Raw genomic sequence first — 19,230 nt, 5'->3', positions numbered from 1 at the left:
GGCGGCAGTGTCAAGGCGTCCACAGGCCCCGGGACGTCCGGGGCGGGAGAGGGAGTGAACCCATGCGCATCGTCGTCCTCGGCGCCACCGGTCCGACCGGCCGCGAGCTCACCGGGCAGGCCCTGGCCGCCGGGCACCAGGTCACTGCGGTGGCGCGGCGGGCCGACGGCCTGCCGCCCCGGGCCGGACTCACCACCGTCGCCGCGGACGTCACCGTCCCCGGCGCGCTGGACGCGGCGGTCGAGGGCAGCGACGCCGTGGTCTCCGCGCTGGGCGCGGCGCCGGGCCGGCGGCCGGTCGGCGTCTACTCGGCCGGGGTCCGCAACGCCGCCGGGGCGATGGCGCGGCACGGGGTGAAGCGGCTGGTGGCGGTCGGCTCCAGCGTCACCGATCCGGCCTGGCGTCCGAGCGGCGCCTTCTTCTTCAACCACGTGCTGGACCCGTACGTGAACCGGGTGATCGCCCGGACCGCGCACGAGGACATCCGCCGGATGGAGGCGGTGCTGGCGGCCGGCGGGCTCGACTGGACGGTCGCCCGCCCGTCCGGTCTCTTCGACCACCCGGTGGTGACCGACTTCCAGGTCGCCGAGAACAGTGGTGACGGGGTGTTCACCGCCCGGGCCGACCTCGCCGCGGCGATGCTCCGGGAGCTGGCCGAGGGCCGGTTCGTCCGGAAGGCGATGGGCGTGGTGACGACCGAGGTCCGGCCGAGCATCCCGCGGCTGATCTGGCGGGAGGCCACCCGGAAGAGGTAGCGGCGGGCCGGGCCCGGAAGAAAGGGGCCACCCCGCGGCAACCTTTCCCGCGGCGGCGGCAACTGAGGACCGGACAGGGCCCCTCACCGTTAGGAACACCTCACGTGTCTGCTCCCTCGCACCGCCGCTCCCCCGCCGCCCGGCGGTTCGCCCTGCTCGGCGCCGCCGTCCTGGCCGCCGCCGGCCTGGGCGCGGTACCGCTGGTCATGAGCGCCCAGGCGGCCGTCGCCGACCTCGGCCACGCGACGCTGCCCGCCAAGGACGGCTGGGCCGCCGCCGGCTCCGGCACCACCGGCGGCGGCGCCGCCGCCGACAAGGCGCACGTCTTCACGGTCACCGACCGGGCCGGGCTGGTGAGGGCGCTGAAGGCGGGCCCGGCCGGCGCGCCCCGGATCATCCAGGTCAAGGGCCTGATCGACGCCAACACCGACGACTCCGGCAAGCCCCTGGACTGCGCGGACTACGCGTCCGGCACCGGCTACTCGCTGGCCGGCTACCTGAAGGCCTACGACCCGGCGGCCTGGGGCCGCTCCAAGCTGCCGTCCGGCCCGCAGGAGGACGCCAGGGCGGCCGCCCAGGCCAGGCAGGCGGCCCGGGTGGTGCTGCCGGTGCCGTCCCGCACCACCGTCGTGGGGGTGCCCGGGACGGGGGCGACGATCACCGGTGGCAGCCTCCAGCTCAAGGACGCGGACAACGTCATCGTCCGCAACCTGTCCTTCACCGACACCCGGGACTGCTTCCCGCAGTGGGACCCCACCGACGGCTCCTCGGGCAACTGGAACTCGGCCTACGACTCGGTGACCCTGCGCGGCGCCACCCATGTGTGGGCCGACCACAACACCTTCGGCGACGGCCCGCACTACGACCGGTCGAACCCGGCCTACTTCGGGCGCGAGTACCAGGTGCACGACGGCGCGCTCGACATCACCAAGGCCTCGGACCTGGTGACGGTGGAGTACAACCGCTTCACCAACCACGACAAGACCATGCTCATCGGCAGCAGCGACAACGACACCAAGCTGCGGGTGACCCTGCACCACAACGTCTTCCAGGGCATCGTCCAGCGGGCGCCGCTGGCCCGGGTCGGGCAGATCCACCTGTACAACAACTACTACGCGACGGCGCAGCTGAACGGCTACACCGCGAGCTACAGCATCAACGCACGGGCCGGCGCCCAGGTGGTGGCGCAGGGCAACTACTGGGCCCTGTCGGCGGACCGGAAGGTCTCGCAGCTGCTCAGCGGGGACGGCACCGGCGCGGTCGCGGGCAGCGGGAACCTGGTCGACGGGAAGGTCACCGACCTGGTGGCCGCGTACAACGCCGCCAACTCGAAGAAGATCAAGGCGACCGTGAACTGGACCCCGACGCTGACCGCCGGCTACCGCGCCGACGCCACCGGCCTGCCCGGGGAGCTGGCCAGGACGGCGGGCGCGGGCGTGCTCACCGCCGCCGGCACCGTCGCACCGCGCCAGGCGACCGGGGCCGTCACCGGCTGACGGCCGGGCGCGGCGGGCCGGGCGGCGGTGCCCGCCGGCCGGCCCGCCGCGCCCGCGCACCGATTGGTAGGCTGCCGCCCCGCTCCCGGCGGGAAAAGGGCGCATCACACACGGAGAGGTCACCCACGGCATGGCCGTCGACGACGCTTCCGCGGAGTTCCACGACTTCTTCGAGCGCCACTACGCCGAACTCGCCCGCCTCGCCCATCTGCTGACCGGTGAGGCGGACGCCGCCGACGACCTCGCGGCGGACGCGCTGGTCGCCCTCTGGCACCGCTGGGACCGGGTGCGGCGGGCCGGCAGCCCGGTCGCGTACGCCCGGGGCGTGGTCGCCAACATGGCGCGCGGCCGGATCCGCAGCGCCGTGCGCGAGCGCCGCCGGGTCACGCTCTTCTGGGACCGCCGCGGCGATCACACGGACGGGCCGGACGTCGCGGCCGTGCTGGACGTCCGGGAGGCGCTCGGCCGGCTGCCGTTCCGCAAGCGGACCTGCGTGGTGCTGCGGCACGCCTTCGACCTCTCGGAGAAGGACACCGCCCTGGCCCTCGGGATATCGGTCGGTACGGTGAAGAGCCAGACCTCCAAGGGCCTGGCCGAGCTGGAACGGATGCTCGGCGGGCGCGCCGCCGACGTGCTGGTGGGGAGGAGGAACTGATGGACGAGGACCTGCGCGCGCGGCTGCGCGAGGCGGCGGCCGCGCACCGGCCCGACCGGGCCCGGATGCTCGCCCGGGTGGAGCGCGGCACGGCCGCCGGAGCACGTCCCGGACGGGCTCCCGCGCGGACCGGTCCCGCCTCCTGGCCGAGGGTCTGGATCACCGCCCTCGCCACCGCCGGCACCCTGGTGGCGGGCGGTTTCGCGGTCGCCTCCGTCGTCCGGGAACAGGCCCCCCGGCCGGCCGGGGTGACCGGCCCGACGGCGCCGAGCCCCTCGCCGAGCCCCTCGCCGCCGCGCTCCGCCGCCCCGTCGTCCCCGGCCGCCCCGGCGCCGGTGGGGCCCGGCCCCGTTCCGTCCCCGGCGGCCTCGCACCCCGCGGCCACCGCGGTCACCGCGGCCGCTTCCGCGCCGGCCGGGCCGACGGCCCCCGCCTCCGCGACGGCCCCGGCCGGCGGCTCGCACACCGAGGACGGGCCGCTCTGGTCGGACGGCTCGGTCGACCCGGGCAGCACCGGCACCCGGGCGCAGAGCAACGTCACGCTGAAGGCCCGCAAGCCGCTGACCTCGCTGACGGTGGAGCTCCGGATCGCCCGGACCGCCGGGGTCCAGGACGCCGGGAGCCTGCTGAGCCTGCCCGCCGAGGACTTCACGGCGAGCGTGCGGGTGGAGGGCGACGTCCTGGTCTACCGCTGGACCCTCCGGCCCGGCCGGACCGTCCCGGCCGGCCAGCACCTGTTCGCCGGACGGTACGACCACGCGGCGGGCGGCCGCGACGCCAAGGACGACACCTACCGGGCCGACGGCCGGACGGCCGACGGGGGTGTCTCGGTGTGGGGCGACTTCGCCCCGACCCACTGAGGCCGGGCCGGGGCGGACCGTCCCGCCCCGGCCGGCCCGTACGCCGGCCGGGCGGTGGACGCCCGGCCGGCGGCCGTGACCCCGGCGTACGGCCGTGGCACCGCCGTACGGTCAGCCGGCGGCCGTGGCCCCGGCATGGGGCAGGCCCGGGTACGCGACCCCGGCCTGCGGGACGCCCGGGTAGGTGACCCCGGCGTGCGGCACGCCCACCAGCCAGACGCCCGGGCGGACCTCCAGGGCCTCCATCCGGCGGCCGGTGGCCCAGTCCACGACGTGCTCCTGTATCCGGTCGATGCTCCGGCTGCCGAACTGCGACCAGCGCTTGTCGCCCAGCCGCTGGGCCGCCTCGACGAAGTCGCCGAAGCGGTGCAGCGCCTCCTCGGTGCGGCCTGCGAGCAGGCTCACCAGGGCCAGGCCGCGCAGCACGTCGGCCTGGCCGCGGGCGTGCCCGGGGCCGTCGGCCTCGAACAGCCCGGCGGCCTGCGCGTACAGCTTGCCGGCGTGGCCGGACTCGCCGCTGCTCAGCGCGACGTCGGCCAGTCCGACCAGGCAGCGGGCCTGGCCGGCCCGGTCGCCGGCGGCCGCGAACAGGGCCCGGGCGGACTCGTAGCGGTCGGCCGCCGGACGGGTCCGGCGCTGCTGCCAGGCGAGGTCGCCCAGCGAGTGCAGCACCGCCGCCCGCTCGGCCGGGCGCTCGGCCAGCAGGGTGGCGTCCAGGGCCAGTTCATGGGTGGCGGCCCAGTCGCCCCACACCGAGCCGGCCTCGAACCAGCCGGTGAGGGCGTCGGCCAGCTCCCAGGTCAGCCGCCACAGCCCGGCGGTGTGCGCCTGGCGGACGGCGTCGACCAGGCCGGCCGCCTCGTCCTGGAACCAGCGGGCGGGGGTGTCCCCGACCACGAGGGCCGGCTCGGAGCCCCCCGCGACGGCCGCGGCGGCCGCCCGCGCGGCGGGCCGGGCCCCTGCGGCACCGGGCAGCCGGCCCGGGGCGAGCAGCGCGTCGGCGTACCGGGCGTACCCCAGGTAGGCACTGCCGAGCCGCTCGGTGGCCGATTCGACCTCGCCCGGCAGTTCGTCCGCGAGGAGTTCCAGCGCCAGCTTCCGCAGCAGGCGGTGGAAGCTGTAGCGGTACGCCTGGCCGGAGGCGGCCCGCCGGACCCCGAGCAACTGGGACTCCACCAGCCGCTCCACCACCTGCTCGGCCTCGGCCGCCGGCAGGCCCAGCAGCGCCGCCGCGCTCCACAGCGGGAAGTCGGGGACGGGGGCCAGCGACAGCAGCCGGAAGGCCCGCCGCTCGGCCGGGCCGACCTCGCGGTAGCCCGCCAGCAGGCTGGCCCGGACGTCGAGGTCGCCGGCCACGAAGCGGCTCAGGCCCGCGCTCTCGTCCGCCAGCCGGGCGGCCCAGGCGGCGGCCGTCCAGTGCGGCCGGGCGGCCAGGCCGGTGCCGGCCACCCGCACGGCGAGCGGCAGGTGGCCGCAGAGCCGGGCGATCTCCTGGGCGGCGGCCGGGTCGTCGGCCAGCCGGGGCCCGACGATCGACGCCAGCAGCTTCTGCGCCTCGTTGGGGCGCAGCACGTCCAGGGTGAGGTGGCGGGCGCCGTCCAGGCCGGCCAGCGTGCGCCGGCTGGTGACCACGGTGAAGGTGTCCGGCAGGGCCGCCAGCAGCGGCCTGACCTGCTCCTCCGAGGAGGCGTCGTCCAGGATCACCAGCAGCCGGCGACCCTGGACGGCGCGGTGCAGCCGCTCGGCCAGCTCCTCCTGGTCGCCGTCGGGCACGGCGGCGGCCTCCTCCGCAGCGGCGGGCGGCGCCTGGCCGGCCGGCCGCCCCTCGCTGCCCGGGCCGATCCGGCGCAGCAGGCCGGCCATCGCCTGGCCGGCGTCCAGCGCCATGTCACGGGGGCCGCGCAGGTGGAGCAGCACCTGGCCGGCGGGGAAGCGGTCGGCGTTGCGCCGGGCCAGCTCCACCGCGAGGGCGCTCTTGCCGACGCCGGCCCGGCCGCTGACCACCAGGACGGGCTGCGGCGCGGGGCCGGCGGCCTCGGGGAGCAGCTTGCCGGCGACCGTGAGGACGTCCTCGCGGCCGGTGAAGTCGGCGGTGGCGGGCGGCAGCCAGAGGGCCGGGGCGGGCTCCTGGCCGGCCGGGGCGGCGGGCTCCTGCCAGGCCAGCGTCGGGTCGGAGCGCAGGATCCGGTCGTGCAGCTTGCGCAGCCCCGCGCCGGGCTCCACGCCGAGTTCCTCCACCAGCGAGCGCCGGGCCCGGGCGAAGGCGCGCAGCGCGTCGGACTGCCGGTCGGCCCGGAACAGCGCCACCATCAGGTGGGCGTGCAGGGTCTCCCGGTAGGGGTGCCGGCTGACCAGTTCCATCAGCTCGCCGGTGAGTTCGTGGTGCCGGCCGAGGCGCAGGTCGGCGGCGATCCGCTGCTCCAGCGTGACGGTGCGCAGCTCCTCCAGGCGGACGCCGGTGGTGGCGAGCACCGGGCCGTGCGGGACCCCGGACAGGGCCACGCCCGTCCAGAGGTCCAGGCTTTCGCGCAGCAGGCCGGAGGCGGCCGCGAAGTTGCCGCGCTCGTAGGCCTCCTTGCCGCTGCGGCGCAGGAACTCGAAGCGGCTGAGGTCGAGTTCGTCCTCGCCGACGTGCAGCCGGTAGCCGGGCGGCACGGTGTGCAGGCGGCGGCCGGCGGCGAAGGCGTCGCCGGGGCCGTCGGCGTCGGCCAGCGCCTTGCGGAGCTGGGAGACGTAGACCTGGAGGGTGGTGGCGGCGGTCCTGGGCGGGTCGATGTCCCAGAGCTCGTCGATCAGGCTCTCGGTGGACACCACCTCGTTCGCCCGGACCAGCAGGGCCGCGAGCAGCACCCGGACCTTCGCGGCGGTCGGGGTGCGGGGGGTCATGCTGACCGGCCCCAGGATCCGGAACCTCATCTCGTTCTCCCCCGAGGCGTGACGGTTGCTGCGGTTGCTGCGGTTGCTGCGGTTGCTGCGCTTGTTGCGGTTGCTGCGGCCGGCCGCGGCGGCGCGGCCGGGGCGGCCGGCGGCGCCGGGGTGAACCGGTACCGCCGGCCGGAGGAGTTCAGGGCCGGGGCGTGCGGGGCCGGGCTGCGGAGCGGTGGGCGTTCCATCAGCAGTCCTGGAGGACGGTCGTCTCGACCGAGCCGACCTGGCGGGAGCCCTGGAAGAAGACCAGCGTCACCGGCAGCGCGGGCCGGCCGTCGGCGGCGCGCCCCAGCGGCCCGGCCAGCGCACGGCACCAGAGCGGCAGGTCGGGCTCGGCGAAGCCCTGGAAGCGCGCGCTCCAGCGGCTCAGCACACAGCCCGCCACGGTGAAGCCGTGCAGTTCGCCGGCCAGCAGGAAGGCCGTCTGCCGGGAGGCCTCGACCAGGACGACGGCCGGCACGTGGTCGCCCGCCGCCTCGGCGAAGACCGCGTTCGCCGGGTCGGCGAGCACCTGCACCAGCAGTTCGCCCGCCGGGTTCTGGGCCGGGGTGCCGAGGACGAGGTTCCGCGGGTCGGTACGGCCCACCGCCTTCGGCTCCGGCCGGAGCGGCCAGGGCTCGGCGCCCTCGACCTCGACCGGTCTGGAGCGGCTCGCGGCGCGGCCCCGCTCGCGGTGGTTCTGGTAGACCTTCGGCATCAGGAAGACCAGCCGGGCCCGGGCCGTGCCGCAGCGCACGCCCTCGAAGCTGAGGGCGCTCTCGCACTCCAGCCCGCGCGGCACGCCGTTGACCACGTCGGCCGGACGCAGCGTGATGTCCATGGTGAGGTGGGCCGGCCCGGCGGCGCGGCGCCACGGCTCCAGCTCGGTGAGCTCGACCTCGGTGGAGGCGAACACCGCGGGCCGCTCCTGCGGGACCCGGAAGTACCGGTGGGCGACGAACAGCGCGGTGCGGCGCAGCGCCTCGGCCGGGGAGTGCAGGTCGTGGAAGGCGTCGGCCCCGTCGTTGAAGAGCGGGTGCCGCTCGGGCAGCACGGCGGAGACCGCGAACTCCTGGGTCACCGGCGCGGCGGTGCCGAGCACCACCCCCTCCGGGGTGTTCGGCCGGTGCACCAGGTGGTGGACGAAGCCGGGGGCGGCGGGCGCGGCCGGGGTGAACCTCGGGGGCGCGGCCGGCGGGGACGCCACGACCATCGGGGCGAGCGTCGGCGCGCCGGACACCAGCGCGGAGATCGAAGGGGCGATCGAGGCGGACATCGCTGCGGACGTGGGCCGGTGCCCCGCCTCCGGCCTGGTGCGTACGGCCTGGGCGAGGGTGAGACCGGGTACTTGCTCTGGCACGGAGAACTCCGCTCGTCGGCGTTCTGGGCAGTCTCTGGCAGCGATGCGGTCCTTCCTGGGCCTGCGGCCGGGGCGTCCCCGGCGTCGGCGGCCCGGCGGGCCCGGGTGACGGGTCGGTCCGGCCCTCGCGGCGAGGGTCCGGCCGGCCGGTCCGTGGTGACGGCTCCGGCGGCGGCTCCTCCTGGCGGGTGAGGTCGGCTGCCTGACGCCTCCCCCGTCCTGGCCCAGGCTAGGAAGCCGCCCGCCGTGACCGTTAGGACCGCCGGTACTCGGATCCGCGGACCGGGCGGTACCGGCGGTACCCGCCGGCCGGGCGCCCCGGCGGGCGGCCGGCGCGGCGCCCGTCCCGGCCCGGCACAGCCTGGCGCGCACGAGCGAGCGGTCGGCCGGATGTACGGGTGAGTGTGGTCCGGCCACCACCCCCGCCCCGGCCCGGACGGCCCGCGGGGAGCCCCGCCGGGCCGATGGTTGCCCTGCCAGCACCGGGCGGCCCCGAGTGTGTGACGGCCGCACCTGTGCGCGGGCCCGCGCCCCGGGGATGGTGGACTGACCACCCTTCGGGCTCCCGTGGCTCCCCGGGTGGGCTCCACCCACCGGTGCGCCAGCGCCGCGGGCGGAGCACCGCGACGCCGACCGCAGAACAGGGGATCCGATGAGCACAGGTCTGGCACCCGGCAGCCTTCCGCTGCTCGCCGGGGACCTCGACAGGACGGTGGGCACGCTGTGCTCGGCCGTCCTCGCCTCGATGCAGCGCAGCGACCAACGGGCCAAGGGCGAGCGCTACGTCCGCGGCCTGCTGATGACCGAGGGACGCAAGTCGATGCGCAACATCGCCCTGCACCTCGGCGCCGACGCGGCCGGGCAGAGCATGCACCACTTCATCAGCTGCTCGACCTGGGACTGGCGGCCGGTCCGGGAGGCGCTCGCCCGCCACCTGGAGACGGTGCTCGGCCCACAGGCCTGGGTGCTGCGCCCGATGACGGTGCCCAAGGCCGGCGAGCACACGGTGGGGGTCGAGCGGCGGCTCGACCCCGGCTCCGGGCGGGTCGTCAACAGCCAGCGCGCGTACGGGCTCTGGTCGGTGTCGGCGCGCGGGAGCAGCCCGGTGAACTGGGGCCTGCACCTGCCGGCCGGCTGGCTGGCCGACCGGGCCAGGCGCAGCCGGGCGAAGATTCCCGAGCGCTGGGGGGAGAGCAGCCCCGGCGAGTGCGCCGGCCGGGCCGTGGTGGAGGCCGCCCGGGGCTGGGGGCTGCCCAGGCGTCCGGTGGTGCTGGACCTGGACGGCCCCGAGTCGGCGGCGGCGGTGGCCGCCTGCCAGGCCGCCGGGATCCCGTTCCTGGCCCGGATCGACGACTCCGTGCTGCTGCCCGCCGCCGGCACCGGACGGCGCGAGGCCCGTGCCCAGCAACTGCTCACCGCGGCCTCGGGCGGCAGCGCGCGGGTCCCCGTCCAGTGGTGGGACCCGGTCCGTGGCCGGGCCAGGAGCAGCCTGGCGGTGACCGTACGGCTGGAGGAGCGGGCCGAGCGGGCGGGCCAGCGGCCCGGCGGGGCCCCGGCGGGCCGGCCGGGCGCGGCCGCGGCGGCCCGGCCCCTGCCGGTCCGGCCGGGCGGTACGGAACCGGGCTCGGCCGGACGCGGCGGCGGCCGGGGCGGGCTGACGCTGCTGGGCGAGTGGAGCGACGGCCTGCCCTGGCCCACCGAGTACTGGCTGACCGACCTGAACGGTCCGCCCGCCGCCCTGCTGCGGCTGGCGAAGCTGGCCCGCCGGGTCGAGCGGGACTTCGAGGACGTCGGCGAGCCGGCCGGGCTGCGGGAGTTCGAGGGGCGGTCCTTCGAGGGGTGGCACCGCCACACCACGCTGGCCTCGGTCGCGCACGCGGCCAGGATCCTGACGTCGGACGGCGCGCCCGCACTGGTGCGGTCGGCCTGAGCGGTGCGCCCGGTGCGGGCGGCCCGAGCGGCCTGCCCGTGCGACGGGCCTGAACGACGAGTCCGAACAGCCGGCCCGGACGGCCGGCCCGAAGGGGGAGCGATGGGGAGGCGTGGTGCTACGGCCGGGGCCGGCCCCGGGTCAGTCCGCCGACGGCTGGAGCGCGTCCCGGGTGCGCTGCAGTCGCAGGGCGAGCTGGATCTCCAGGGCCTGGGCGGGCTTCTGCCAGTCCGGGCCCAGCAGTTCGGTGATCCGCTCCAGCCGGCGCGAGACCGTGTTGGGGTGCACGTGCAGGGCCTCGGCCGCGTAGGTGGGGCTGGAGCCCGCCGCGAAGTAGGCCTCCAGGGTGCGGACCAGGGTGCTGAGCCGGCGGGTGTCGTAGTCGAGCACCGGGCCGATGGTGTTGTCGATGAAGTTGGTGGCGCTGTGACTGTCGCCCAACAGCACGCCGATGAATCCGAGTTCGCTGAGCGAGGCGCTGCCGCCGTCGCTCCCGAGCGCGGTCAGCGCGCTGAGGCAGCGCTGCGCCTCGTGGTAGATCGGCGCGATCTCCTCGATCCCGGACACCGGGCCGGCCGCACCGGCCGTGACCTGGTGGCCGAGGATGGGCGAGAGTTCGCCGGAGACCGCGCGGGCGGCCGCGCTCGCGTCCACGCCGGGCAGCAGCAGCGCGATGCAGCCGCTGCGAATGCTCTTCAATCCGCTCATCCGCAGCGCGTAGGACGAGGCCCAGACCACCGCGCGGCCCGAGGGGCCGCCCTCCAGCCGGGCCACCACCACCACGTGCGGACTGCTCAGGTCCAGCCCCAGCCGCCTTGCCCGCTCCCGCAGTTGGGCGACCGGGCGTTGCGGTTCGGCGAGCAGGTCGTCGAAGAACTCGTCGCGCATCAGGCTCTCGGTGGCGGCCGTGGTGCGGTGCATCAGCACCAGCAGGGCCACCGACTTGGCGGTGAGGGCGAGCAGCCGCACCCCGCTCTCGCCGAGCGGGCGCTCCGGGCGGGCCAGCAGGTGGCCGAAGTCCTGGTTGTGGGCGGTCACGGCGGCGACCCAGGTGCCGTCCGGCAGGCAGACCGGCTCCCGGGAGGCGTACGAGTCGAGGGCCGCGCCGACGGCGGCGCTCTCGTCCACGTCCGGGATCTCCCCGCTGAAGGCGAGGATCCGGCTGCTGCCGTCGCGGACGGCCACCGCGCCGCCGAGCGCCTCGGCGGCCATCGTGGTGAGCGCCTGGAGGTCGCCGCCGTCGAGCAGCAGGTCGACCATCCGGGAGTGGCTGTCATGGGCCCGGCGCAGCGCGCCGAGTTCGCTCTTCGCCCGGGAGGAGTACTGCTCCAGGCTGATGATCTCGGCCAGGGCCTGGCCGGTCAGCTGGGTGCGCTCGATGGCGACCGCGGCGAGGTCGGCCAGCGAGGTCATCAGGGCGACCTCGGCCGGCGTGAAGTGCCGGATGCCGCGGTCGGCGACGTAGAGGACGCCGAAGGGGGAGTCCCCGTAGCGCAGCGGAACGGCCAGGATGGCGCGCAGGCCCTCGGCCCGGACCACCTCGTCGATCGGCCCGACGTGCCGGATGCGGTCGTCGGCGAGATAGTCGGCGGTCCAGAACGGGGCGCCGCCGGATCTGACGTCGCCGCCGAGGCCGGCCTGCCCGGGCACCCGGAAACCCACCGTGAGCGCGGTCGCGTGACCGTCGGCGGCACGGATGTAGGAGTCCTCGGAATCCGAATCATGGAAACTGATGTACGCCATGTCGAGATTGAGCAGAAGGCGGGCTCTTCGCGAGATTACCTTCAGAAGGGCGTCCAGCTCGAAGGGCGAGGAGAGATCGCGGGCGGTATCGACAAGCGCCGAAAGCTCGGCCTCGCGCTGGCCCTGTCTACCGAGAAGTCCGTGAATTCTCAGCGTCAGGTACTTGACCTGGGTCAGCTTTTCGACCGAGTCGGGGGACAGTCCCTGGCGCCTCGCCTCATGGAGCAGATCATCAAAGGCGCCGGGTGGTGACTCCGCGGCAAGGAGCTGAAGAGCCGCGAGCGCGCCCGCCTCGACAGAGTCGATACGCAAGTCCCCCCGGACCCTTCTCTGAGATCTTGGTACCGCCGTCCGTAGAGTCGGACTGTATGGGTCTCGCCACTCCGCGTCAAGCACCGGAACCCCCGCCAATTCCCCTGCGGGTCCTGCTGTCTGACCTTTGCACCAGCATTCGGCAACGGCCGGGCGACGGGAACCCGACGGCCGGCAATGCCTTCCACAATCCGGAATGGAAAACGGACCGCCGATGTCCGGACCGTTACGGGAGCGTTTAGCGCCGAGGTGGGCGCCCCGCTCTGATGACAGGGTGTGATCCGGTCACCACCCGATTGAGGGGTTGTGTGACGGCATCACCTTCTCCCACGCATGCCCGGTTGTGAACACTTGGCGCTCACCGAGGGAGGCCGGCCAGGCCGATCATCGAGACCGGGGGAGTCCACATGCCCGAGATCCAGAGCTACATGAGATCCCTTCGCCGCAGCCACGAGGCCCGGACCCGCGCCGACCGGCCGTCCAGCTTCACCCTGCGCGGCCGCGAATGGGACCTGCTCGACGACGTGTTCGCACCGATCTACTCGCCCAGCACCGGGGTGGCCCTGGACTTCCTGGGCTGGTCGGAGCCGGTGGAGGTACCCCGCTCCGGCTCCTTCCTGGAGGTGGGCTGCGGCACCGGGGTGATCGCGGTGACCGCCGCCCTGGCCGGCTGCGACCGGGTGGTCGCCACCGACATCAACCCGCAGGCCGCGGCGAACGCCCGCCTGAACGCCGACCGGCACGGGGTGGCGGAGCGGTTCCGCGCCGTGCAGGGCGACCTGTTCGAGGCCGTCCCCGCCGAGGAGCGCTTCGACCTGGTCTTCTGGAGTTCCAACTACGTTCTCGCGCCGAGCGGTTACCGCTACCGCAGCATGCACGAGCGGGCCTACGTCGACACCGGCTACGCCGCGCACCGCAGGTTCCTCGACCAGGCGACCGGCTGGCTGACCCCGGACGGCGCCGCGCTGCTGCACTTCAGCTCGCGCGGGGACCTCGCGGAGCTGCGCCGGGCCGCCGAGGAGACCGGCCGTGAGCTGCGGGAACTGCACCGCGTCGTGGTCCAGGAGGGCCAGGACGAGGTCGACCACATGCTGCTGCAGGTCCTCGCCGCCTGAGACCCGAGCGGCAGCCGGGCGCCGTCCGGTCCGGCCGGCGGCCGGGCCCGCCGGACCACTGGGCGGCCCACCCAGGCGCCGCCCCAGCAGGTGACCCTGTGCCCAACTCCCCTTCCCCGCCAAGTCTGTGAGGCTGCGGTGCGCATTCTTCTGGTCGACAACTACGATTCCTTCACCTACAACCTGTTCCACTACCTCGCCGAGGCCGGCGCCGAACCGGTCGTCATCCGCAACGACGAACCCGGTTGGACCGAGGGGCCGTTAGCGGCCAAGCTGGCCGGTTTCGACGGTGTGGTGCTCTCCCCCGGGCCCGGTACCCCGGCCCGCGCGGCCGACTTCGGCATCTGCCGCCGGCTCGTCCGGGAGTGCGAGCTGCCGATCCTGGGAATCTGCCTGGGCCACCAGGGAATCGGCTGGGAGTTCGGCGCCACGGTGGGCCGCGCCCCGGAGCCCCGGCACGGCCGGACCTCGGCCGTCCGGCACGACGGCACCGGCCTCTTCGCCGGACTGCCGTCCCCGCTGGAGGTGGTGCGCTACCACTCGCTCGCCGTCACCGACCTCCCGGAGGAGATCGAGGCCACCGCCTGGAGCTCCGACGGCGTGCTGATGGGCCTGCGCCACCGCGACCGCCCGCTCTGGGGCGTGCAGTTCCACCCCGAATCGGTCTCCACCAGCCACGGCCACCAGCTGCTGGCGAACTTCCTCCGGCTGGCGGCCGGGCACCGACCGCCCCGGGAGGCGGCCGCCCCCGTTCCGGCGCCCGTGGCCGGCACCGGCCCCGGCGCCCCGGGTGTGGCGGCGGCACCGTCCGGCCCCGTCCGCCGCCTGCGGGTGTTGGCCGGGGCCCTGCCCACCCGGTGGGACGACGAACTGGTCTTCGACCACCTGTTCCGCGGCGGCAACCACGCGTTCTGGCTCGACAGCAGTGCCCGGGACACCGCACGCGGCCGCTTCTCCATTCTCGGCGACGCCTGCGGCCCGCTCGCCCGGGTGGCCAGGGCCGACGCCTGGAACGACACCGTCACCGTCGAACAGGGTGGCCGCACCACCACCGTGGCCGGCGAGTTCCTGCCCTGGCTCGACCAGGACCTGCGCTCCTGCCGGACGGAACTCCCCGACCTGCCCTTCGACTTCGCGCTCGGCTGGGTCGGCTACCTCGGGTACGAGCTGAAGTCGCAGACCGGCGGGGACCGGGTGCACCGCGCCGAGGAGGACGACGCCGTCCTGGTCTTCGCCGACCGGGCCGTCGTGCTCGACCACGCGACCGCCACCAGCCACCTGCTCGCCCTGGTCGAGGACGGCGACGGCGGCGTCTCCGAGGCCGCGGCCCGGCAGTGGCTGGCGGACGCCGCCCGGCAGCTGGGCACCCTGGCCGGCCGCACCGCCGAGGACCCGCCGGTCGGCCGCGAACCGCAGCTCGACGGACTGCGGCTGCGGCACGACCGGGAGGCCTACCTGGACCTGATCGGCGCCTGCCAGCAGGAGATCGCGGCCGGCGAGACGTACGAGGTCTGCCTCACCAACGAGCTGACCGCGAGCGGGACCTTCGACACCTGGCAGGCCTACCGCCGGCTCCGCCGGGCCAGCCCCGCGCCGTTCGCCGCCCTGCTGCAGTTCGGCCGGACGACCGTGCTCAGCACCTCGCCCGAACGGTTCCTGCGGATCGGCCGGGACGGCGTCGCCGAGTCCCGCCCGATCAAGGGGACCAGACCGCGCGGCGCGACGCCGGCCGAGGACGAGGCGCTGCGCCTGGAGCTCGCCGCCAGCGAGAAGGACCGCTCGGAGAACCTGATGATCGTCGACCTGGTCCGCAACGACCTGGGCCGGTGCGCCGAGGTCGGTTCGGTGGAGGCCTCGGAGATCTTCCGGGTGGAGACCTTCGCCCGGGCCCACCAGCTGGTCAGCACCGTACGGGCCAGGCTGCGGGACGACGCCAGCGCCGTCGACTGCGTACGGGCGGCGTTCCCCGGCGGCTCGATGACCGGCGCCCCCAAACGGCGGACGATGCAGCTGATCGACCGGCTGGAGGCCGGCCCCCGCGGCGTCTACTCCGGCGCGGTCGGCTACTTCTCGCTCTCCGGCGCGGCCGACCTGAGCATCGTGATCCGCACCCTGGTGGCCGGACCGGAGCCGGGCCGGGTGCGGTACGGCGTCGGCGGGGCGGTGGTCGCCCTCTCCGACCCCGACGAGGAGTTCGAGGAGACCGCGGTGAAGGCGGCCCCCCTGCTGGGGCTCTGCGCCGACGGGTTCCCCGGACGGGTACCGGCCCGGCCGGCCCTCGACACCCGGCCCGTACCCGAGCCCCGGCCCGCGCTCGCCGGCCGCCCGGCCGAGCCCTCCCGGTAGCCCGTCCCGCCGGTACCGCCGGCGGCCGAGCCGTTCCCGGACCGTCCGGGCCGGCCCGGGCCGGCGGTACGGACGCGGCAGGCCGGCCACGGGGCCGGGGTCCGTCCCGGCCACCGGGACGGACCCGGCCCCCGCGCCCACCGGCCTCACCCCTCCGCGGGCCGCAGCCCGGCGGCCGTCGCCGCCAGCAGCCGCGACCAGGCCCGGGCGAAGTCCGCGGGGTACCGCACGCCCAGCTCGTCGGTCACCTCGGCCAGCGGCACCCCGGCCGCCACCAGGCCCTCCAGGTCGCGCTGGGCGCTGACGTACCGGCCGGACAGCATGTCCCCGAACAGCGGCACCTCCTCCTCCAGGCCGGCCAGCAGGTCGGGCGGGAGGACGTGCACGACCCCCTCCGCCAGCAGCGCGCCGAGGTACCGGCCACCCGCGCCGGCCCCGGCCTGGTCGGCCGCCGGACCGGGCGGGGCGCCGCAGGCCAGCCAGGCGAGCCGGTGCGGGCGGGCGCCCGCGGCGGCCAGTGAACGCCAGCGGGCGCGGTCCAGGTGCTCCTCGCGCAACCGGTAGACCACCCGGGCCAGGGCAGGTCCGGTCCGGCCGCGCAGGGCGGCGGAGTTGGCGCCGGGCAGGGCCGCCAGCCGGGCGTCGACCTCGGTGTCCACCTTCCGCACCGCGAACGAGGTCAGGGCGGCGATCCGGTCCAGCCGGCGGCCGGCCGCCCGGGCCCGCTCCAGCCCCTCGTCGAAGGCCTCCAGCACCTGGCGGTAGCTCTCGACAGTGACCAGCGGAGCGACGTCCACCCCGATCCCGTCCGCCAGACAGCCGACGATGGCGGCCAGTCCGGCCTCCGTCGCCGGGATCCGCACCAGCAGGTTCGGCCGGTCCACCAGCCACCACAGGGTGCGGGCCTCGGCCAGCAGCACCGCCGGGTCCGCCGGGGACCACACCGGCAGGTCCACCGAGACGTACCCGTCCCGGCCGCCGGTCTCCTCGTACACCCGGCCGAGCAGGTCGCAGGCCTCCCGCGCGCGGTGCGCGGAGAGCCGCCGGACCGCGCCCTGCGGGCTGACCTCCAGGCTCGCCAGGTCCCGCAGGAGCGCCCGCTGGGAGGGGAGCACCACGCTGTCCGCCAGCGCCTCGGGCCCGAGCACCAGACCGGTGACCCAGCCCCCGGCGACCAGCTGCTCGGCCGTCCTGGGGGCCGTCGCCCGGCCCGGACCGCCCGGGGCGGCGCCGCCGGAGCCGGCCGGCGGCCGGACCGAACCGTCCAGCCAGACGGAGGCCCCCTCGGCGGCCAGCTGCTTCCAGGTGGCACCCCTCATCCCGGCTCTCCCCTGCTGCGCATCGGTGGTCACCCGCCCGAACGTACCTGACGGGTCCTCAATATCTTTAGGCGGCACGCGAGATGTCCGCGGTCTCGCCGCCTGCGGCGAATCGCCGGGCGCGCAACGGGTACGCGGCCACAACAGCCGTGCCGACAACGACAGTCTGCGCGGGCCCCGGGGCGGGCGCAATGATCGTCCTCGTACTTTGTCACCTCCCGGATCACCGCTGGCCTGGCTGCTCTCCCGCACTTGCGAAACAAGTCCGGCCCGCGTTGACCGGCCGCTCGCCCGGTCCTGACAATCGGCATGTCATCAGGGGGGATCGGGTCGTACCACCGGTCACGGGGAAGGATGGTGAGAGGCATGGAGGAGAACGGGGGCACGTCGGTGCCTTGGTACCCGCAGGAATGGACGGCACACCCACGGGCTCTCGTCGTCGACCACTGGCCGCTGGCGCGCACCGCGCTCTCGGCCCTGCTGCGGGAGTCCGGCGCGGTCGGCACGGTGACCACGGCGAGGAGCGCCGAGGCCGCCTGGCTGGACCACCGCGACAACCGCGCCGACATCGTGATCACCGACTGCGACCTGCGCAGGCCGCGGGACGGCCTGCGGCTCGGCCGCCACCTCAAGGACTCACGGCGGCCGCCGATGGTGCTCGTCTACTCCGAGCACAACGACCCGGACGTCGTCTTCGAATGCCTGGAGGGCGCGGCCGACAGCTTCGTCCACCGCTCCGTCGAACCGGAGACGCTGGTGGACGCGGTGCGCCGGCTCGTGACGGGCCGGCCGACCTGGATCACCTCGGACCAGACCGCCCCGGACGGCCTCGGTGCCGCCCCCCACCCGGCCTGGCCGGCGGGCGACGCGCAGCCGGGCCGGGACATGCTGACCGAGTGCATGACCGTGCGCGAGCGCGAGGTCCTGGACCTCCTGCTCCGCCGCTACTCCAACGACGAGATCGCCACCCACCTGCACCTGGCCCGGCAGACCGTGAAGAACTACGTGAGCACCGTCATGCAGAAGCTGGAGGTCTCCTCCCGCCGCGAGCTGCACGGCTGGGCCCGCCGGACCGACCCGTGGCCGCGGATGAGCCAGGCCGGCGCACGCTGAACCGCGCCGGTGGCCGTCCCGCCGTCCCTCCCCCGTCAGGGCGGCGGGACGGCGGGACGGCGGACGAACGGCGGCGGGACGGCAGGACGGCGCGTCCGACCGCACGGAGGGCCCGGTCCAGGCGGACCGGGCCCTCCGTCGTGCGCCGGGATCCCTGCCGGACGGGACCGGCTCCCGGGCCTGCGGCCCGGAGCACCGGCCCGGACCGCCGGCTCAGGCCGCCACCCAGGCCCGGCTGCCGGTGAGGAAGGCCTGGCTCGGCCGCAGGCCCCAGGAGAGCAGCGTGGTCAGCCGGGCGTGGGTGGCACCGGCGTCCGCGGCCGGGCCGAATCCCCCGGTGGTCTCCAGCGAGGCGAACCCGTGGGCCACCGCCCGCAGGCAGCGGGCCGCGTGCAGCAGTTCCTCGCCCGCCAGCCCGTACCCGGCCAGGGCGGCGGCGAACACGTCGGACCCGCCCTCCGCCGGGCCGCCGACCGCCCCGGCGGCGGCCGGCGCCGCCCGGTCCGAGACCTCCCCGTCCGTGGTGAGCACCGCGTAGCGGTGCGGGTGGCCCAGGGCGTACGCCCGGTACGCCCCCAGCAGGGCCGCGACCGCGTCGTCACCGCCGAGCCCGCGCACCGACCGCCACAGGGCCGCGGTGAGTTCGGCCCGGACCTGCAGCCGGACCAGGGCCCGCAGGTCGGGCAGGCCGCCGGGCACGTGCTTGTAGAGCGAGGGGACGGCCACCCCCGCCCGCCCGGCCACCGAGGTGAGGGTCAGGGCGGCCGGCCCGCCGTCGTCGAGGACGAGCAGCGCCGTCGCGACCACGCGGGCCGGGGTCAGCGCCGCCCGCCCGGTCACCGCGCGCCCCCGGCCACCGGATCACCCGCCGGCAGGGCGGCCACCAGCGGGTGGTCGGCCGCCAGCACGGGGAGCCCGGAGGCCCCGCCCGGCGAGCCGAGCGGGATGAAGACCTCGGCGTTGGCGCGGGCGAAGTCGCTCCACCGGTCCGGCAGTTCGGATTCGAAGTAGATCGCCTCGACCGGGCAGACCGGTTCGCAGGCGCCGCAGTCCACGCACTCGTCGGGGTGGATGTACTGGGAGCGCGGGCCCTCGTAGATGCAGTCCACCGGGCACTCGTCGAGGCAGGCCTTGTCCTTGACGTCGACGCAGCCTCCCGCGATCACGTAGGTCATGAGTCACTCCGTTCCGTGGTGGGCCGGTCGGCCATCGTCCAGGTGTCGTTGCCGGCGAGCAGGGTGGCGAGGTCGCCGGGGCCCTGCGAGGCGGTGGCGGTGGCCAGCTGCTCGGCCATCAGCACGTCGTAGACCGGCCGCCGG

Annotated in this window: 15 protein-coding genes; 9 read left to right on the top strand and 6 right to left on the bottom strand. The window is 75.9% G+C overall.

Annotated features, from left to right (window positions below; translation table 11 throughout):
* The first annotated feature begins 62 nt into the window (after positions 1–62).
* From IE329_RS16890 to IE329_RS16875, 4 genes are all read left to right on the top strand, one after another.
* The gene (locus tag IE329_RS16890) at positions 63–755 is read left to right on the top strand and encodes an NAD(P)-dependent oxidoreductase (RefSeq protein WP_190211717.1); all 693 of its coding nucleotides are present in this window, start codon (positions 63–65) and stop codon (positions 753–755) included.
* 104 nt (positions 756–859) lie between these two features.
* Positions 860–2,251, top strand: coding sequence for a pectate lyase family protein (locus IE329_RS16885; protein ID WP_190211716.1), 1,392 nt, complete (start codon positions 860–862; stop codon positions 2,249–2,251).
* Between the two features lie 130 nt (positions 2,252–2,381).
* Entirely contained in the window at positions 2,382–2,906 is a 525-nt protein-coding gene (locus tag IE329_RS16880) for a SigE family RNA polymerase sigma factor (protein WP_190211715.1), read from the top strand.
* Entirely contained in the window at positions 2,906–3,766 is an 861-nt protein-coding gene (locus IE329_RS16875; RefSeq protein ID WP_190211714.1) for a hypothetical protein, read from the top strand. Before IE329_RS16880 ends, IE329_RS16875 begins: the two co-directional genes overlap by 1 nt.
* Before the next feature lie 111 nt (positions 3,767–3,877).
* Here the strand turns inward: IE329_RS16875 and IE329_RS16870 are convergent, their stop codons facing one another.
* A complete protein-coding gene (locus tag IE329_RS16870) occupies positions 3,878–6,682 on the bottom strand; it encodes an AfsR/SARP family transcriptional regulator (protein WP_190211713.1) in 2,805 nt (934 codons plus the stop codon).
* 196 nt (positions 6,683–6,878) lie between these two features.
* On the bottom strand, positions 6,879–8,033 hold the full coding sequence (locus IE329_RS16865; RefSeq protein WP_190211712.1) for an AfsA-related hotdog domain-containing protein: 1,155 nt from the start codon (positions 8,031–8,033) through the stop codon (positions 6,879–6,881).
* Positions 8,034–8,685: 652 nt separating this feature from the next.
* Here IE329_RS16865 and IE329_RS16860 point away from each other — a divergent pair.
* Entirely contained in the window at positions 8,686–9,963 is a 1,278-nt protein-coding gene (locus IE329_RS16860) for an IS701 family transposase (protein WP_190211711.1), read from the top strand.
* Positions 9,964–10,104: 141 nt separating this feature from the next.
* Here the strand turns inward: IE329_RS16860 and IE329_RS16855 are convergent, their stop codons facing one another.
* Positions 10,105–11,706: a helix-turn-helix domain-containing protein gene (locus IE329_RS16855; protein WP_229927509.1), complete on the bottom strand. Its 1,602-nt coding sequence runs from the start codon at positions 11,704–11,706 to the stop codon at positions 10,105–10,107.
* Here IE329_RS16855 and IE329_RS40650 point away from each other — a divergent pair.
* From IE329_RS40650 to pabB, 3 genes are all read left to right on the top strand, one after another.
* On the top strand, positions 11,686–11,958 hold the full coding sequence (locus IE329_RS40650) for a hypothetical protein (protein ID WP_229927508.1): 273 nt from the start codon (positions 11,686–11,688) through the stop codon (positions 11,956–11,958). The two genes, IE329_RS16855 and IE329_RS40650, sit on opposite strands and share 21 nt — an antisense overlap.
* Before the next feature lie 467 nt (positions 11,959–12,425).
* Entirely contained in the window at positions 12,426–13,133 is a 708-nt protein-coding gene (locus IE329_RS16850; protein WP_190211710.1) for a methyltransferase domain-containing protein, read from the top strand.
* Positions 13,134–13,271: 138 nt separating this feature from the next.
* Positions 13,272–15,479 carry an aminodeoxychorismate synthase component I gene (pabB, locus tag IE329_RS16845; RefSeq protein WP_190211709.1) on the top strand — a complete coding sequence of 736 codons (2,208 nt, stop codon included), beginning with the start codon at positions 13,272–13,274 and terminating at the stop codon, positions 15,477–15,479.
* Positions 15,480–15,625: 146 nt separating this feature from the next.
* On the opposite strand, the gene IE329_RS16840 is transcribed toward pabB, so the two are convergent.
* On the bottom strand, positions 15,626–16,798 hold the full coding sequence (locus tag IE329_RS16840; RefSeq protein ID WP_190211708.1) for a transaldolase family protein: 1,173 nt from the start codon (positions 16,796–16,798) through the stop codon (positions 15,626–15,628).
* Between the two features lie 366 nt (positions 16,799–17,164).
* Between IE329_RS16840 and IE329_RS40645 the strand changes: the two genes are divergently transcribed.
* Positions 17,165–17,911, top strand: coding sequence for a response regulator (locus IE329_RS40645; RefSeq protein ID WP_229927507.1), 747 nt, complete (start codon positions 17,165–17,167; stop codon positions 17,909–17,911).
* Positions 17,912–18,124: 213 nt separating this feature from the next.
* Here IE329_RS40645 and IE329_RS16830 read toward each other — a convergent pair whose 3' ends face one another.
* On the bottom strand, positions 18,125–18,751 hold the full coding sequence (locus tag IE329_RS16830; RefSeq protein WP_190211707.1) for a TetR/AcrR family transcriptional regulator: 627 nt from the start codon (positions 18,749–18,751) through the stop codon (positions 18,125–18,127).
* A complete protein-coding gene (gene fdxA / locus IE329_RS16825) occupies positions 18,748–19,086 on the bottom strand; it encodes a ferredoxin (protein WP_190211706.1) in 339 nt (112 codons plus the stop codon). Before fdxA ends, IE329_RS16830 begins: the two co-directional genes overlap by 4 nt.
* Positions 19,087–19,230: the final 144 nt, after the last annotated feature.

The organism is Kitasatospora indigofera, assembly GCF_014655955.1.
Lineage (GTDB): Bacteria > Actinomycetota > Actinomycetes > Streptomycetales > Streptomycetaceae > Kitasatospora > Kitasatospora indigofera.
Note: the sequence above shows the minus strand (reverse complement) of the source record. Positions and strands in the feature narration are given on the sequence as shown.